Origin of the sequence: Streptomyces sp. NPDC052396, from assembly GCF_044593195.1 — a bacterium.
Lineage (GTDB): Bacteria > Actinomycetota > Actinomycetes > Streptomycetales > Streptomycetaceae > Streptomyces.
This window is the reverse complement of the sequence record NZ_JBIUAW010000002.1, coordinates 611,932-628,226: the sequence shown is the minus strand read 5'-3', so window position 1 is coordinate 628,226 and position 16,295 is coordinate 611,932. Positions and strand designations below refer to the sequence as shown.

17 protein-coding genes and 1 pseudogene are annotated in these 16,295 nt (G+C 71.6%); 1 reads left to right on the top strand and 17 read right to left on the bottom strand.

All coding sequences use genetic code 11. The features are described from left to right. Positions 1-12 precede the first annotated feature (12 nt). The 6 genes from rlmN to rpsB form a co-directional block, all read right to left on the bottom strand. A complete protein-coding gene (rlmN, locus tag ACIHFE_RS07950; protein WP_400104941.1) occupies positions 13-1,122 on the bottom strand; it encodes a 23S rRNA (adenine(2503)-C(2))-methyltransferase RlmN in 1,110 nt (369 codons plus the stop codon). 165 nt (positions 1,123-1,287) lie between these two features. Continuing rightward, a complete protein-coding gene (locus ACIHFE_RS07945) occupies positions 1,288-2,370 on the bottom strand; it encodes a phosphatidate cytidylyltransferase (protein WP_400104940.1) in 1,083 nt (360 codons plus the stop codon). Beyond that, positions 2,370-2,927, bottom strand: coding sequence for a ribosome recycling factor (gene frr, locus ACIHFE_RS07940; RefSeq protein ID WP_109283834.1), 558 nt, complete (start codon positions 2,925-2,927; stop codon positions 2,370-2,372). The genes ACIHFE_RS07945 and frr overlap by 1 nt, the downstream gene beginning before the upstream one ends. 171 nt (positions 2,928-3,098) lie before the next feature. Continuing rightward, positions 3,099-3,878 (bottom strand): UMP kinase, encoded by a 780-nt coding sequence (pyrH, locus tag ACIHFE_RS07935; protein WP_400104939.1) that lies wholly within the window; start codon positions 3,876-3,878, stop codon positions 3,099-3,101. A gap of 162 nt (positions 3,879-4,040) precedes the next feature. Continuing rightward, positions 4,041-4,877, bottom strand: coding sequence for a translation elongation factor Ts (gene tsf, locus ACIHFE_RS07930; protein WP_400104938.1), 837 nt, complete (start codon positions 4,875-4,877; stop codon positions 4,041-4,043). Between the two features lie 167 nt (positions 4,878-5,044). After that, entirely contained in the window at positions 5,045-5,878 is an 834-nt protein-coding gene (gene rpsB, locus ACIHFE_RS07925) for a 30S ribosomal protein S2 (RefSeq protein ID WP_400104937.1), read from the bottom strand. 305 nt (positions 5,879-6,183) lie between these two features. Here rpsB and ACIHFE_RS07920 point away from each other — a divergent pair. Next, positions 6,184-6,750 (top strand): annotated as a pseudogene (locus ACIHFE_RS07920) (peptidoglycan DD-metalloendopeptidase family protein); the annotation flags it as partial. A 102-nt stretch (positions 6,751-6,852) separates the two neighbouring features. On the opposite strand, the gene ACIHFE_RS07915 reads toward ACIHFE_RS07920, so the two are convergent. From ACIHFE_RS07915 to lepB (ACIHFE_RS07865), 11 genes are all read right to left on the bottom strand, one after another. Next, complete coding sequence (locus ACIHFE_RS07915) at positions 6,853-7,407, bottom strand: TetR/AcrR family transcriptional regulator (protein WP_400105036.1); 555 nt, start codon at positions 7,405-7,407, stop codon at positions 6,853-6,855. Positions 7,408-7,558: 151 nt separating this feature from the next. Further along, positions 7,559-8,395, bottom strand: a complete 837-nt coding sequence (gene whiG, locus ACIHFE_RS07910) for an RNA polymerase sigma factor WhiG (RefSeq protein WP_400104936.1) — start codon at positions 8,393-8,395, stop codon at positions 7,559-7,561. A 231-nt stretch (positions 8,396-8,626) separates the two neighbouring features. Continuing rightward, positions 8,627-9,811, bottom strand: coding sequence for a DNA-processing protein DprA (dprA, locus tag ACIHFE_RS07905; protein WP_400104935.1), 1,185 nt, complete (start codon positions 9,809-9,811; stop codon positions 8,627-8,629). Beyond that, on the bottom strand, positions 9,808-11,412 hold the full coding sequence (locus tag ACIHFE_RS07900; RefSeq protein ID WP_400104934.1) for a YifB family Mg chelatase-like AAA ATPase: 1,605 nt from the start codon (positions 11,410-11,412) through the stop codon (positions 9,808-9,810). Before ACIHFE_RS07900 ends, dprA begins: the two co-directional genes overlap by 4 nt. Beyond that, a complete protein-coding gene (locus tag ACIHFE_RS07895) occupies positions 11,412-11,783 on the bottom strand; it encodes a YraN family protein (protein WP_400104933.1) in 372 nt (123 codons plus the stop codon). The genes ACIHFE_RS07900 and ACIHFE_RS07895 overlap by 1 nt, the downstream gene beginning before the upstream one ends. An 82-nt stretch (positions 11,784-11,865) precedes the next feature. After that, on the bottom strand, positions 11,866-12,174 hold the full coding sequence (locus ACIHFE_RS07890) for a DUF2469 domain-containing protein (protein WP_009714730.1): 309 nt from the start codon (positions 12,172-12,174) through the stop codon (positions 11,866-11,868). A 39-nt stretch (positions 12,175-12,213) separates the two neighbouring features. Beyond that, positions 12,214-12,720: an NUDIX hydrolase gene (locus ACIHFE_RS07885; RefSeq protein ID WP_400104932.1), complete on the bottom strand. Its 507-nt coding sequence runs from the start codon at positions 12,718-12,720 to the stop codon at positions 12,214-12,216. Next, on the bottom strand, positions 12,713-13,468 hold the full coding sequence (gene lepB, locus ACIHFE_RS07880; RefSeq protein WP_400104931.1) for a signal peptidase I: 756 nt from the start codon (positions 13,466-13,468) through the stop codon (positions 12,713-12,715). Before lepB (ACIHFE_RS07880) ends, ACIHFE_RS07885 begins: the two co-directional genes overlap by 8 nt. Positions 13,469-13,537: 69 nt before the next feature. Beyond that, entirely contained in the window at positions 13,538-14,488 is a 951-nt protein-coding gene (gene lepB, locus ACIHFE_RS07875; RefSeq protein WP_400105035.1) for a signal peptidase I, read from the bottom strand. Further along, the gene (gene lepB, locus ACIHFE_RS07870; RefSeq protein ID WP_400104930.1) at positions 14,430-15,419 is read right to left on the bottom strand and encodes a signal peptidase I; all 990 of its coding nucleotides are present in this window, start codon (positions 15,417-15,419) and stop codon (positions 14,430-14,432) included. Before lepB (ACIHFE_RS07870) ends, lepB (ACIHFE_RS07875) begins: the two co-directional genes overlap by 59 nt. Beyond that, positions 15,406-16,269 carry a signal peptidase I gene (gene lepB, locus ACIHFE_RS07865; RefSeq protein WP_400104929.1) on the bottom strand — a complete coding sequence of 288 codons (864 nt, stop codon included), beginning with the start codon at positions 16,267-16,269 and terminating at the stop codon, positions 15,406-15,408. Before lepB (ACIHFE_RS07865) ends, lepB (ACIHFE_RS07870) begins: the two co-directional genes overlap by 14 nt. Positions 16,270-16,295: the final 26 nt, after the last annotated feature.

The following is a 16,295-nucleotide window of genomic DNA, read 5'->3' as shown; positions in this document are numbered from 1 at the left end:
TATCAGTGCGGCTCAGCGCTCGGTCGCGGCCAGCTGTCCGCAGGCGCCGTCGATCTCCTGGCCACGGGTGTCCCGGACGGTCACCGGCACTCCATGCGCGGCGATGGCCTCGACAAAAGCCCGCTCGTCCTCGGGGCGGGAGGCCGTCCACTTCGACCCCGGGGTGGGGTTGAGCGGGATCAGGTTGACGTGCACCCTTCGGCCCTTGAGCAGCCGGCCCAGCAGATCACCGCGCCATGCCTGGTCGTTGATGTCCCGGATGAGGGCGTACTCGATGGAGATCCGGCGACCGGACTTCTCCGCGTACTCCCAGGCAGCGTCCAGCACCTCGCGGACCTTCCAGCGGGTGTTGACCGGGACCAGGGTGTCGCGCAGCTCGTCGTCCGGCGCGTGCAGGGAGACCGCCAGGCGGCACTTGAAGCCCTCGTCGGCGAAGCGGTGCATGGCGGGCACCAGGCCCACCGTGGAGACGGTGATGCCGCGCTGGGAGAGCCCCAGGCCGTCCGGCTCCGGGTCGGTCAGCCGTCGGATGGCGCCCACCACACGCTTGTAGTTGGCCAGCGGCTCGCCCATGCCCATGAAGACGATGTTGGACAGCCGCGCGGGGCCGCCCGGCACCTCGCCGTCGCGCAGCGCGCGCATGCCGTCGACGATCTGGTGGACGATCTCGGCGGTGGACAGGTTGCGGTCCAGGCCGGCCTGGCCGGTGGCGCAGAACGGGCAGTTCATGCCACAGCCGGCCTGCGAGCTGATGCACATGGTGACCCGGTCCGGGTAGCGCATCAGCACCGACTCGACCAGCTTGCCGTCGTGCAGCCGCCACAGGGTCTTGCGCGTGGTGTCGTCATCGCAGGAGATGTGCCGGACCACGGTCATCAGCTCGGGCAGCAGTTCCTCGGCGAGCTTGCCCCGGGCGGCTGCCGGGATGTCCGTCCAGGCCGCCGGGTCGTGCGCGTACCGGGCGAAGTAGTGCTGGGACAGCTGCTTGGCGCGGAACGGCTTCTCACCCATGGCGGCCACGGCCTCCCGGCGCTCGGCGGGCGAGAGATCGGCGAGGTGCCGCGGGGGCAGCTTGGCTCCACGGGGGGCGACGAAGGTGAGCTCACCGGGTGCGGGTGCCACGAGCGGGGACTCCTCAGATGCGACGAGAACGGGCCGTCCCCGCCGCGCGGGGCCGACGGCGGGACCGTGCCGCGGCGGGAGAACCGACACCGGCGCTCCCCCGGCACGGGGGCCGAAAAAGGGCGCGTCCGAAAGAACGCGCCCTCCCAGGGTAACCGGCTCCGCTCAGCTCGAGCCGACAAAGGCCACCAGCAGCAGCCAGACCACCGGGGCCGTAGGCAGCAGGGAGTCCAGCCGGTCCATGATGCCGCCGTGCCCGGGCAGCAGCTCGCCCATGTCCTTGATGCCCAGGTCACGCTTGATCATGGACTCGCCGAGATCGCCCAGCGTGGCGCTGACCGCCACCGCCAGGCCCAGCAGCAGGCCCTGCCACCACGCGCCGCCGTCGATCAGGAACTGCATGCACAGGGCGCCCGCCACCATGGCGAACAGCACCGCGCCCACCAGGCCCTCGCGGGTCTTGCCGGGGCTGATGCGCGGGGCCAGCTTGCGCTTGCCGAAGCGCCAGCCCACCGCGTACGCCCCGGTGTCGCTGACCACGGTGAGGATCAGGAAGGTCAGCACCCGCCAGGCCCCGTCCCCAGCGGCCAGCATCAGGGCCACGAAGGTGGCCAGGAAGGGCACATAGAACGCGGCGAAGATGCCCGCCGTGACGTCCTTGAGGTAGTCGTCCGGCGGCTCGGTCATCCGCCAGACCAGCACCGCCAGCGCGGTGAACGCCATGGCCACCCAGGCGCCCTCGGCCCCGTTCACATAGCCCGCGACGGTCATCGCGGCACCGCCGATGGCCAGCGGCACCAGCGGGGCCTTGATGGATTTCCGCTCGGCCAGCCGGGAGGTGAGCTCCCACAGCCCGACCACCACGGCGATCACGATCACGCCGAGGAAGACAGGCTTGTAGATGAACAACGAGGCGAGGATGACCACACCGAGGGCCAGCCCCACCCCTATCGCGGCACGCAGATCGCGGCCGGCGCTCTTCTTCCCCGCCTTGGGCGCGGCGGGCTTCTGCGGCCGGATGTCGGGCTCCTTCTCAGCGCGTCCCCCGTGGGACAGGGGACCGCCGGAAGATGCGGCCCCCTGGTCACGGTCGTCCTGGTCTCCGCCTGCGTCGGGCACGATGGGCATGGGCCGAGTCTGCGCCGCCTCGGCCGCCCCGTGCACAGGACCCGCCGAAACCGCGGGCCCCCGGTCCGTGGACCCCCAGTGGCCGGCGCGCGGCGGGGCTCCCCAGGATGCGTCGTTCATCAGACCTCGAGCAGCTCGGCTTCCTTGTGCTTGAGCAGCTCGTCCACCTGCGCCACATACTTCGCGGTGGTGTCGTCGAGCTCCTTCTCGGCGCGGCGCACGTCGTCCTCGCCGGACTCCTTGTCCTTGACGAGCTTGTCCAGGGCGTCCTTGGCCTTGCGGCGGACGGCCCGAATCGAAACCTTCGCGTCCTCGCCCTTGCCCCGGGCCACCTTGATGAACTCGCGGCGGCGCTCCTCGGTGAGTTCGGGGAACGTCACCCGGATGATGCTGCCGTCATTGCTCGGGTTGACGCCCAGATCCGAGTCGCGGATCGCCTGCTCGATGTTGCGCAGCGCGCTCTTGTCGAACGGGGTCACCACGGCCATGCGCGGCTCGGGAACCGAGAACGACGCCAGCTGGTTGATCGGCGTCAGCGCGCCGTAGTAGTCGGCCACGATCTTGTTGAACATGGCCGGGTGCGCACGCCCGGTGCGGATCGCCGCGAAGTCCTCCTTGGCGACCACAACGGCCTTCTCCATCTTCTCCTCGGCCTCGAGGAGGATCTCTTCGATCACCACTTGCTCCTGGTGTTATCAGTAAGCAGAGCCTCGCCCCTGCGCGCGTCTTCTCCTGCACGGTGTCCGACCGGCAGGCAGGTTGTCCATCCCCGTGCCGTGGTCTTGTCACGGCCCGGAGTTGCCGTCCCCGCGCAGCGGCGGGGGGCCATGGACGGTGTTGCGGGCGTCTCAGTCCCGCGAGTCCTGGTCGCTCACGAGCGTGCCGATCTTCTCACCCTTGACCGCACGGGCGATGTTGCCCTCGGCCAGCAGCTCGAAGACCAGGATCGGCAGCTTGTTGTCCATGCACAGGCTGATGGCGGTGGCGTCGGCGACCTTCAGGCCGCGGGCGAGCACCTCGCCGTACTCCAGGGCGTCGAACTTCACCGCGTTGGGGTTCTTCTTCGGGTCCGAGTCATAGACCCCGTCGACGCCGTTCTTGCCCATCAGGATGGCCTCGGCGTGGATCTCCAGGGCCCGCTGGGCGGCGGTGGTGTCGGTGGAGAAGTAGGGCATGCCCATGCCCGCACCGAAGATCACCACGCGGCCCTTCTCCAGGTGACGCACGGCGCGCAGCGGGATGAAGGGCTCCGCGACCTGCCCCATGGTGATGCCGGTCTGCACCCGGGTCTCCACGCCCTCCTTCACCAGGAAGTCCTGCAGGGCGAGGCTGTTCATCACGGTGCCCAGCATGCCCATGTAGTCGGAGCGGGCGCGGTCCATGCCGCGCTGCTGCAGCTCGGCACCGCGGAAGAAGTTGCCGCCGCCGATCACCACGGCGATCTCGTAGCCCTCACGGACCACGGCCGCGATCTCACGGGCGATGGCGTGCACGACATCGGGGTCGACACCGAGCCCTCCGCCTCCGGCGAAGGCCTCGCCCGACAGTTTCAGCAGGAACCGGCGGGGTTTGCCGTTCCCGGCGCTCTTGTCGTCGGCGGCCGTGTGGGCGTCCGCACCCTGATTCATTGGAACTCTCCTCGTGCACATACGAAGAAGGCCATTGCCGGTGGGTCCTCACGGTTCCCTCTGCGGCAATGGCCTCCTCGTCACATCAGCGGCCGGCCGGTGGACGGTCGGCTGCATACGACCCTAGCGGGTCGCAGGTCATTCGCTGCCCTGCTGGGCGGCTCAGGCGCCGACGCGGATGCGGGCGAAGCGCTTCAGCGTGACACCGGCCTCGTCCAGGATCTTCTGGACGGTCTTCTTGTTGTCCTTGGCGAAGGCCTGGTCCAGCAGGACCTGCTCCTTGAAGAAGCCGGTGACGCGACCCTCGACGATCTTCGGCAGGGCGGCCTCGGGCTTGCCCTCCTCGCGCGCGGTGGCCTCGGCGACACGGCGCTCGTTGTCCACGACCTCGGCCGGGATGGCGTCGCGGGAGAGGAACTTCGGCGCGAAGGCGGCGATGTGCTGCGCGATGTCCTTGGCGACCTCGGCGTTCTCCTGGTCCAGCTCGACCAGCACGCCGACCTGCGGGGGCAGGTCCGCGGCGGTGCGGTGCATGTACGCGGAGACGTAGCCGTCGGCGAAGGCGGCGAAGCGGTCCACGGCGATCTTCTCGCCGAGGGTGGCGTTGGCCTCGTCCACGAACGCCTGGACGGTCTTGCCGGGCTCGATCTCGGAGGCCATCAGGGCCTCGATGTCGGCCGGCTTGGTCTTGGCGACGTGCGCGGCGAGGGCGTCGGCGACCGCGAGGAACTTCTCGCCCTTGGCGACGAAGTCGGTCTCGCACTTCAGCTCGACGATCACACCGGAGGCGTTGTCGGCGGCGATGCTGGAGACGACGGCACCGTTCTCGGTGGTGCGGCTCTCGCGCTTGGCCACGCCCTTCAGGCCCTTGACGCGGACGATCTCGACGGCCTTCTCGAGGTTGCCCTCGGCCTCGTCGAGCGCCTTCTTGCAGTCCATCATGCCGGCGCCGGTGAGCTCACGGAGCTTCTTGACGTCAGCGGCGGTGAAGTTCGCCATCCTTCAAATCCTTCTCGTGCACTGCGCCCTGCCGTGCCACTCGGCACCCGGCAGGGCTGGTCCGTCTTGAGGTCACCACGACGGCCGTCTCCCGTCCACCGGACGGGATCCGGCCGTGGATCCACCAGGCGACGGCGGGGCTCACCCCGCCGTCGCTACTGGCGAGGTCAGGCCTGCTCGCCCTCGGCGGCCGGCTTCTCGGCCTCGGCGGGGGCGTCGGCCTTCTTCTCGCCCTCGAGCAGGTCGCGCTCCCACTCGGCCAGCGGCTCGCCGGCCTTCTCACCCGGCTTCTGGTCGCCGGTGGCGGCGCCGGAGCGGGCGATGAGGCCCTCGGCGACGGCGTCGGCGATCACGCGGGTGAGCAGGGTGACGGAGCGGATCGCGTCGTCGTTGCCCGGGATCTTGTAGTCGACCTCGTCCGGGTCACAGTTGGTGTCGAGGATCGCGACGACCGGGATGCGCAGCTTGCGCGCCTCACCGACGGCGATGTGCTCCTTCTTGGTGTCCACGACCCAGATGGCGCTGGGCACCTTCTGCATCTCGCGGATACCGCCGAGGGTCTTCTCCAGCTTGGCCTTCTCGCGGGAGAGGACCAGGAGCTCCTTCTTGGTGAGGCCGGAGGCGGCCACATCCTCGAAGTCGATGAGCTCGAGCTCCTTCAGGCGCTGCAGGCGCTTGTAGACGGTCGAGAAGTTGGTGAGCATGCCGCCCAGCCAGCGCTGGTTGACGTAGGGCATGCCTACCCGGGTCGCCTGCTCGGCGATGGCCTCCTGGGCCTGCTTCTTCGTACCGACGAACATGATGGAGCCGCCGTGCGCGACGGTCTCCTTGACGAACTCGTAGGCGCGGTCGATGTACGACAGCGACTGGAGCAGGTCGATGATGTAGATGCCGTTGCGCTCGGTGAAGATGAAACGCTTCATCTTCGGGTTCCAACGACGGGTCTGGTGACCGAAGTGGACGCCGCTCTCCAGCAGCTCCCGCATCGTGACGACGGCCATGGCCGCGCTCCTTGTTGTGCTCGGTTCCACGACGGCCGGGCGGCCGCCGCTCCTGACGCCCCGACGCGCCTGCCATGGAGTTCCAGGAATCCCATGGACCGAGAGACACGGCCACCACGCTGCCCGAAAGGGCCGTGATGCGCGGGTGGCGGGGCGTGCGAAGTCGACCCGGTGACCCGGATCGCCATGAGAAGTGTACGGGACCGGGGAAGTACCGGGTGACGGCGTTATGCACAACCGGCGGGTAGTCCACAGATCTTGGTCAAGATCCCCAAGGATCGGGGATCTGGGCCACGGTGGCGTGCATGCGACTTCGACTTCGGCTTCATCGTGTTCATGGGGTTCACCGGGTCCGGCGAACGGTCCGGTCGCTTCACCGGCCGAGCGGCCGTGGCACCGGCGGGGCGCCGGTGCGCGCCCTGATCGCCGGGGCGCTGCTGGCCGTGGCCGTCGGCCTGGCCTGTGTGCCGGCCATGGCCGGACCGGCGCCGGTGCCAGGCCCCGGACCGGGGCCGGAGCGGGCTGAGCCCGCCGAGGCGGGCCGGCGTACCGACCACGTCTGGCCGGTCACCGCGCCCGACGGCTCCCCGCCGGAGATCCTGCGCCAGTGGCAGCCACCACCCCTGCCCTGGGCACCGGGCCACCGGGGAGTGGACCTGGCCGCCCGCCCCGGCCAGGCCGTGCGGGCGGCCGCGCCCGGCGTCGTCTCCTTCGCCGGCATGGTGGCGGGCCGCGGTGTGGTCACCGTGGAGCTGGCCGGCACCGGCAGCCCGCCACTGCGCACCACCTATGAGCCGGTACGGGCCATCGTCCGCAAGGGCGACCGGGTGGCCGCCGGCACCATGCTCGGCGAACTCGAGGACGGGCCGTTCCACTGCCCCGCCGGCTGTCTGCACTGGGGGCTGCTGCGCGGCCGGGTCTACCTCAATCCGCTGTCTCTGCTGCGCCGCCCGCCGTCCCGGCTGCTGCCGCTGTCAGCCGCTGACCCCGCGCAGGACCATGACGACCGCCGCCTCGGTGATCCGCTGCGGGTCCTCGACGCCCAGCTCGATGCGGCGGACCGCGGCGTCCACCACGGACTGCAGCAGCATGGCGGCCAGCCGCGGCTGCTCGTGCCCGAGGCCGACCAGGGCCTCGCCCACCATCCCGATCAGCCCGCCGTGCGCGGCCCGGATCTTCTCCCGCGCCCCGGCGTCCAGCTCCCCGGCGGAGATGGCCACCACGGCCCGGTGCCGCCGGTCACCGACGAGCGCCAGCTGCTGCCGGACATAAGCCTCGATCTTCTGCTGCGGCGTCTCGGCGCGCTCCATCGCCGCTTGGACCTCGGCGGCCCACACCGGAAAGTCGACGGCGCACAGCTCCTCGACCACGGCGGCCCGGGAGCGGAAGTACTCATAGACGGAGGAGCGGGCCAGTCCGGTGCGCTCGGCGAGGGCCGGAAAGGTCAGCGCCTCCGTGCCGCCTTCAGACAGCAGGGCTCGGGCGGCGTCCAGCAAGGCGCCGCGCTGCATCGTCCGGTGCTCGGCCACTGAGGCCGCTCGAATCCTGGGCACGTCTCCACTTTACGGACCAGGGACTGTGGCGACGATGCTGGAGGGGCGATTCACCAGGCCCACCGGCCGCCAGGCCGACCGGTCGCCGTGCCCGCCGCTCACCAGGCTCGACGGCCGCCGGGCGGGCTCAGCGCCCGACGTCCGCCAGCTTGGCACGCAGCTGGAGCACCGACTTGGTGTGGATCTGACTGACCCGGCTCTCGGTGACTCCGAGCACATGACCGATCTCGGCCAGCGTGAGGCCCTCGTAGTAGTAGAGGGTGACCACGGTCTTCTCCCGGTCCGGCAGGGTGTTGATGGCCCGGGCCAGCAGTCGGCGCAGTTCGTGGTCCTCGGCCACCTCGACCGGGTCGTCCGCGGCGGTGTCCTCCAGCGTGTCCATCAGGCTCAGCCGCTCGCCGCCCTCCGCGCCCACATGCAGCAGCTCCTCCAGGGCCACCACGTTGGCCAGCGACAACTGCCCGAAGACGGTGTGCAGTTCGTCCAGGGTGATACCCATCTCCGCAGCGACCTCGGCCTCTGAGGGCGTGCGGTGCAGGGCCGCCTCCAAGGTGGCGTACGCCCGCTCGACGGCTCGCGCCTTCTGCCGGACCGAGCGCGGGATCCAGTCCAGGGCCCGGAGTTCGTCGATCATCGCTCCGCGGATGCGGGTGATGGCGTAGGTCTCGAATTTGATGGACCGCGTGGGGTCGAACTTCTCGATGGCGTCGATCAGTCCGAAGACTCCGGAGGAGACAAAGTCCGCCTGCTCCACATTGGGCGGCAGCCCCACACTGACCCGGCCCGCCACATACTTCACCAGCGGCGAGTAGTGCAGGATCAGCTGCTCCCGCAGCCGTTCGTCGCCCGATGCCTTGTACGACCGCCACAGCTCGTCGAGCGTCGAGGGTGCGGGAGGGCGGTCGGCGCCGCGCGCCGCGGGCGGCGCCGACGCGCGGTCCGGCCCGGAGGGTTGCTGGGGCATTCGTCGTCTTGAGCCGTTCTGGTGGACTGGATCGAGTGGTACGAATGGATGGAATCCCGTGAGCGTAGCGTGACCGCGACACCGCGGTGCGCGAGCGGAATCCCGTCGTGCACCGGGCCGCTGACCGCCGGCCGCGCTCCTTGGGCGGCCCCCGGGCCCTGGGGCCGCACGGCGCCCGGCGTATCGGCCGCCGTGGTCACGCCCTTAACCCTTTCACCCGATCGCCCCAGGTCAAGGACCGCCTCGCCGCATGGCGGGGCGCCGTCCGGGGGGCTTCGGGGTGCCGGATGTTGACGGCGGGTCAGTCACCCGCCACTGCTCCCCCTGCCGCCGCACAAAGCCCAGCGCCTGGAGCTCATAGAGCTTGGCCAGTGTCCGATCCCGGTCCACACCGGCGTTACGGGCGACACACTCCGTGTCGCCGCCCCGCCCCGGCACCGCCTCCAGGACCGCGGCCGCCAGCGAGTCCAGCAGGTCCCGGGCCACCACCGGACCGCGACTCCGGGGAGCGAACTCTCCCATGGCGCCCACCAGTTCGATGACCTCATCGGCGTCCCCGACCGGGTGCGCCCCTTCCCGCAGCAGCTCATGGACGCCCGCGGACAGCCCCGAGGTGACCGGCCCGGGGACACCCATGGTGTACCGATTCAGTTCCCGGGCCCGGCGGGCGGTGACCAGCGAGCCGCTGCGGTATTCGGCCTCCACCACCACCGTGCCCCGGGTCAGGGCGGCGATGACCCGGTTGCGGAGGACGAAGCGGCTCCTGGTGGGATGCCCGCCGGGCGGCAACTCGGCGAGAATCAGCCCCTGTTCGGCAATCCGGCCCAGGAGCTCCGTGTGTCCGCGCGGATAGGGCACATCCACCCCGCAGGCCAGGACGGCCACGGTCGCCCCGTCCGCCGCCAGCGCGCCCCGGTGCGCCGCGCCGTCCACTCCGTAGGCCGCGCCGGAGACCACCACCCAGCCGCGCTCGGCCAGCCCCGCGCCCAGCAGGGCCGCCACATGCGAGCCGTAGTCGGAGCAGGCCCGGGCACCCACCACCGCGACCGAACGCAGCGCCCACATCCGCACATTGGCACTGCCACGCGCCCACAGGCCGAGCGGCCGGGCGTCCTCCAGGTCGTCGAGCTGCCCTGGCCACTCCGCCTCTCCGGGGCAGATGAAGCGGCCACCGAGCCGGGCGACGGCCGCCAGGTCACCGGCCGGATCCAGGGTGGCCGCCCGGACCCGGTAGCCCGCCAGGCGTTCGGCCCGGGCGCCGCGCGGCGGCGGCTCCTGGCCGGTCAGCGCGCGCAGCAGCCGCACCGGACCCAGCTCGCGCAGCCAGCGGCCCACCGTCTCGTCCCCCGGCTCGGTCAGCCGGGTCAGCGCCGCCCGGGCGAGCCGCTCCTCCTGCCCTACTCCGGTGCCGGTCATGGCACGTTCCCGGCCGGCACTCCGCGCCGCACCCCGGTGCGCAGTTCCAGGGCCTGGCGCACATCCTCCGCATCGGGGCGGTCGTGTCCGGCGAGGTCGGCCACCGTCCAGGCCACCCGCAGCACCCGGTCCAGGCCACGAGCGGTCAACAGCCCGCGTTCCATGTCCCGTTCGGCGAACTCCAGGGCCTCGGGGCCGGTGCGCCAGCGGGTCCGCAGCTCATGCCCGGGCACCTCGCTGTTGGTCCGCCAGGGGGTGTCCGCGTACCGTGCGGCGGCCCGTTGCCGCGCCCCGGCCACCCGGGCGGCGACCTCGGCCGTGCTCTCCACCGGAGTGAGGCTCCCGGTCAGCTCCGAGCGGCCCACCGGTTCGACCCTCACCCGCAGATCGACCCGGTCCAGCAGCGGGCCGGACAGCCGCGCCCGGTAGCGCCGCACCATCTGCGGCGGGCAGTCACAGCCCTCGGGCAGCAGGCCGTGCCGGCCACAGGGGCAGGGGTTGGCGGCGAGCGCCAGCAGGAACCTGGCCGGCAGCCGCATCACCCCACCGGTGCGGGCGACGATCACATGCCCGGACTCCAGTGGCTGGCGCAGCGCGTCCAGAACCTGCCGGCTGCACTCGGGGGCCTCGTCGATGAACAGCACTCCCCGGTGCGCCAGCGACACCGCCCCGGGCCGGGGCAGTCCGCTGCCGCCGCCGACCAGGGAGGCCATGGACGCCGAGTGGTGCGGGGCGCAGTAGGGGGCGCGGTCGATCAGCGGCTGCCCGGCGGGGAGCGTGCCGGCCACCGAGTGCACCGCGGTGACCTCCAGCGACTCCTCCCTGGTCAGCGGCGGCAGCAGTCCGGGCAGCCGTTCGGCGAGCATGGTCTTGCCCGCGCCCGGCGGGCCCAGCAGGAAGATGTGGTGCCGGCCGGCCGCAGCCACCTCCAGCGCCTGGCGGGCCGCCGTCTGGCCGGCCACCTCGGCCAGGTCGGGCCGGTGCTCCAGGACGGCCGTGCCGGTGCCGTGCCCGGCTCCGGGCACCGCCAGCCCGGCCAGCATGGGATCCGGGCGCCCCTCGGGCTGCGGCTCCTCCTCGGGCACCGGCTCATCGCTGAGCACCGCGATCAGCTGCCGCAGGCTGCGTACCCCGAGCACCGCCACGCCCGGCACCAGGGACGCCTCCGCCACCGTGCGCTCGGGCACCACCACCTGGCGGTATCCGGCGTCGGCGGCCGCCAGCACGGCGGGCAGCACACCCCGCACGGGGCGGACCCGGCCATCCAGGCCCAGCTCACCGATCATCATCAGGTCGGCGATCCGGTGCGGTTCGACCCGTTCCGCGGCGGCCAGCACCGCGCAGGCCACCGCCAGGTCGAAGCCGCTGCCGCCCTTGGGGACCGAGGCCGGGCTCAGGCCCACGGTGAGCTTCTTCTGCGGCCAGGGGACACCGGAGTTCACCACCGCCGCGCGGACCCGGTCCCGGCTCTCGGAGAGGCTCTTGTCCGCCAGGCCCACCAGAGCGAAGGCGGCCACGCCCGGTTCCAGGTCGGCCTGGACCTCGACCACCACTCCCTCCACGCCGACCAGGGCGACCGAGCAGGTGCGGGCGAAGGCCATCACGCCACCCCCTTGACGTGCTGCACGGCCGGGGCTCCCCGGCTGGGCACCACCACGCCCACCAGATCGATGCGCACCCCACCCGGCGGCGGCCCGCCGTGCCGTTCCAGCCAGCGTTCGGCGAGACGGCGCAGCCGCTCGGCCTTGCGCGGCGTCACGGCCGCCATCGGGTGCTGGTACGTCCCCGCTCTGCGGGTCTTGACCTCGCACACGACCAGCGCATCGCCGTCGAGCGCGACCACATCGATCTCGCCGTCCCGGCACCGCCAGTTGCGGGCCAGCACGGTCATCCCGGCCTCGGTCAGCCGACGGACCGCCAGTTTCTCCCCGTAGCGGCCGATCGCCTGCCGGGCACATCCGGAACCCAACACGGGCACCACCTCCGGAACCGACTGTGGTGCCCGCCCAGCAAACTATTGGATCTTGGTGGATTACCGGCCGGTTGTGGAGAACTCAGCCACCCGGGAGGTCGAGGTCGCTCTTGTTGAGCTCCTCGATGTTGACGTCCTTGAAGGTCAGCACCCGCACCTGCTTGACGAACCGGGCGGGCCGGTACATGTCCCAGACCCAGGCATCGGCCATCGACACCTCGAAGAAAACCTCACCCTGCACCGAGTGGACCTGCATCTCGTAGTCGTTGGTGAGGTAGAAACGCCGCTCGGTCTCGATCACATATTTGAACAGACCGACGACGTCGCGGTACTCCCGGTAGAGCTTCAGCTCCATCTCGGTCTCGTACTTCTCGAGGTCCTCGGCGCTCATGGCATGTTCCCCTTCAGCCGTGCGTCCCCCCATTGTGCGTCAGGCCCGCTCCGTCTCCAGGAGCAGCGGCGCACTGGGCGGACCCTCGTCGAGCAGCGTGCGCAGCAGCTCGGCGAGCCTGGTCGGATACACCGTCTCACGGGCCATGCGAAGTTCCTCGCAGGTCCACCAGCGCAGCCCGCTGATGGAGCGGCGCTCCAGCTCCGTCCGTCCGCCGGTCCAGCCGGCCTGCTGCCGGGTACGGGCGAGGAAGTAGCGTTCTTCCTGGTCCCAGCGCCGCCCGGCGAAGGGGAAGGAGCAGTGCCGCCGCCACAGCAGCGGGCCGAGGTCGATCTCGGTGATGCCGGTCTCCTCGGCGAGTTCCCGGCGGGCCGCCTCCTCCCAGCCCTCATCGCCCTCCAGGCCGCCACCGGGCGTGAACCACCAGGTGTCGGAGGGGTCGTCGGGCTCAAAGCCGTGCAACAGCAGGATCCGGTCCCGGGAGTCGAGCAGCACCACCCGGGCCGCCTTGCGGGTACCTGCGACATCATCGGGCCGCTCAGCCATGGGACGCCGCCGTCTTTTTGGCCGTTTCCCCGGCCGGGCGGCGCCTGAACAGGCGCTCCACGGGGCCGTAGGCGGCGCCGCCCAGGATCAGTGCCGCACCGGCCACAACCGCGGCGGCCAGGCCGGGCAGCGGGCCGGTGTGCGAGGTGCCGCCGGGCAGCGCGGTGAAGGAGGCGGGCCGGTCGAGCATGCCCCAGTCGCCCAGCGGCCAGGCGGTGGCCTCCACCCGGCCGGTGACCGCAGAGCGTGGCACGGTGCCCTGGCCGGTGCTCAGGTGGGAGCGGGAGTCGACGGAGTCGGCGCGGTGGTCACCGAGCAGGAAGAGCCGGCCCTCGGGCACTTTGGCGCTGAAGCCGATGGGGGAGGCCGGGCCCTGGTCTTGCAGGTACGGTTCGTCGATCGGCTGCCCGTTGACCGTCATACGGCCGCTCTTGTCGCAGCAGGCGACGACGTCCCCGCCCACTCCGACCACCCGCTTGACCATGGGGGCTACGCCCCATGCCGTGTCCTGGAACACCACCACATCGCCGCGGTGCACCTGGTCACCGTGGATCCGCTGGGCCAGCACCCGGTGACCGCGGCCGATGGTGGGCGTCATGGAGTCGGTGGGCACGGTGTACGGCTTGTAGACCAGGGCGCCCCAGGCGAAGCCGCCGAGGAAGAGCGCACAGCCGACGGCCACGGCGATCCCGGACAGCACTCTGCCGACCCGGCCGCGGCTCGGGCCCGGACGTCCGGCTGTGCTCATGGTGGTGCCCCCGCCGGGTGAGTAGGTCGTCTGCGCGGATCGCACACTACCCGGCGGTATGGACGCCAGTCAGCCCCTCAGCTGCCCGGACTTGCGCCGCCGCCGGAGCACCAGTCCGGTGGCACCGGCCAGGCCGAAGGCGGGCGGTGCCAATGCGGCGGCCTGACCCGGCCCCACCTGGGCGAAGGTGCCCGGGACCGAGAGCACCGACCAGCGGTCCAGCGGCCAGGCCACGAAGACGGCCCGTCCCACCACGTCGTCCACCGAGACCGTGCCGTCGTGCAGGCCCTGGTGGTAGCGGGAGTCCAGGGAGTTCTGCCGGTGGTCGCCCATCACCCAGATCCGTCCCCGGGGCACCTTGACGGGGCCGAAGGGGCGGTCGCCGCACGGGGTGTTGCCGGGGAAGATGTACGGCTCCTTGAGGGCCTTGCCGTTCACCGTGACCGGGTTGCTGTCGCCCTTGCACTCCACAGTGTCGCCGCCGACCGCGATGACCCGCTTGATCAGGTCCTTCTCCTCGGCGGAGGGCATCAGGCCGACGAAGCTGAGCACTTTCTGGATGCCGCCGGCCAGGGCGCCGGAGTTCTCCCCGGGGTTCTCCTGCAGCCAGCCGCCCGGGTCGTGGAAGACCACCACCTCGCCGCGCTCGGGCTTGGAGCCGAACCAGGGCGTCAGCTTGTCCACCAGTACCCGGTCGCCGCGCTGGAGGGTGTCCTGCATGGAGTCGGACGGGATGGAGAAGGCCTGGACCAGGAAGGTCTTGATGAACAGAGCCAGGATCAGCGCAATGCCGATGAGGATCGGCAGTTCCTTCCAGAAGGAACGGTGCTTCCTGGGCGCCTTGCCGTCCGGGCCCTCGCCGGCGCCGCCCGACGGTCCCGTGCCGGGTGGTGCTCCGTCCGTGCCGGGTTCATCGGGCGGGTCCGCCTGGGCGTGGAACGCCGCGGGACCGGGCTTGTCCTCAGTGCCCCGCGGCCGCTTGTCGGGCTCTTCCTGACCGGACCGCGCGCCGACCGCCACATCCCCCACAGTCACTCCTCACTCCGCGCTGTCGCCTGTCGCGCATCCGACGCAGGCCCATCACACCGATAACGAGCGGAGGTTCCACAGGCGTCGGGAGCGGGGGCATTCCTTGCCGATTCACCGCCCCTTCCCCCGCGGCGGGCGGCGCCGCCGCGCCCCGCGCGGACCCCGTGCGGGCGAAGGTGTCCGGTTCCGCCAGGCGCCGCCAGTGGCCCGGTGGCCAGGCGACGACCACCGCGCGGCCCACCACCAGATCACGGGCCACGGTGCCCCGTCCCGGCTCGTCCAGGTGGGCCCGTGAATCGGCCGAATCCGATCGGTGGTCACCCATCACAAAGAGCCGCCCGGGTGGCACCCGTACCTCGAACATCAACTGGGAGGGAGGATTTCCCGGGTGCAGATACGGCTCGTCAAGCGGGTGCCTGTTGACGGTCACCCGGCCGCGGTCATCGCAGCAGCCGACGGTGTCGCCGCCCACCCCGACCACGCGTTTGATCAGATCCTGTTCGTTCGCGGAGGGAAGCAGACCAATGAAGGTCAGCAGCTGCCGGCCCTGCCGGAGCCCCACCGGGTCTCCGCCGCCCCCGGTCCGCTCCCCGTCCAGCCAGCCGCCCGGGTCCTTGAAGACCACCACATCGCCCCGGGCCGGCTCCTGGCCGAACCAGGGCGTCAGCTTGTCCACCAGCACCCGGTCGCCGATCCGGATCGTCTGCTCCATCGACCCGGAGGGGATCACAAAAGCCTGCAGCAGGAAGGTCTTGAGCACCAGGGCGATCAGCAGAGCCACCCCGACCAGGACCGGGACCTCCTTGAGCACCGATCGGCGCCGGCGCCGCCTGGCGCGCCGTGCGGCCTTGCGCCGGGCCGCCCGCCCCCGGGACGCGTCCGGCCCCGCGTCGTCCGACGGGCGCCGCCTATGTCCCCCCACGCGCCCTCCCGCCGTGCCCCGCCCGGGAATCCGGATCGGGTACCTCCGCGAAGGCGTCCGGCCGTTCGAGCGCGGTCCACCGGCCCAGCGGCCAGCCGATCCAGTCGGCCCGGCCGATCACCCGGTCCACCGGCACCATGCCCCCGCCGGGCTCCCCCAGGTGGTCCCGTGAGTCACGGGAGGCGCTGCGGTGGTCACCCATCACCCACAGCTTCCCCGGCGGCACCACCACGTCGAAGGGGACCCGGGAGGCGGTGTCGCCCGGGTACAGGTAGTCCTCGGTCACCGACCGTCCGTTGACGGCTATCCGGCCGCGTTTGTCGCAGCACACCACCCGGTCGCCGCCCACGCCCACCACACGCTTGACGTAGTCGGTGGGGGCGGGCTGCATCAGGCCCACCGAGGAGGCCAGTTTGCGCACCAGCGTGGTGGCCGCGTTCTCCTTCGGCGCGCTCTGGACAAAGGATCCGATGCCGTCGAAGACCACCACATCACCCCGGCGCGGCCGCTCGCCGAAGCGGTAGGCCAGCTTGTTCACCAGCACCCGGTCGCCGACCCGGAGGGTGTTCTCCATCGACCCGGAGGGGATCACAAAGGGCTGCGTCACCAGGCTGCTGAGCAGCAGGACAAAGGCCGCGCACACCGCCAGCAGCACCCCGGCGCGGCGCAGCGGCCCGCCGCCGGTCAGCCATCCCCAGGCCGCGTGCGCCGCCCCGCGCGGCGAAGCGAGGGGCTGAAGACGCGGGTTCCGGGAAGGCCGGGCCCGAAAACGCGAGGAGCGCGACCGCTCCTCCCCCGTTGCGGGTTCGGCAGAGCGGTCGCGCTCCGAAAGCTGTGCGTCGGTGTCCATCGAGCCGAGAGCCTATCCGGCCCGGC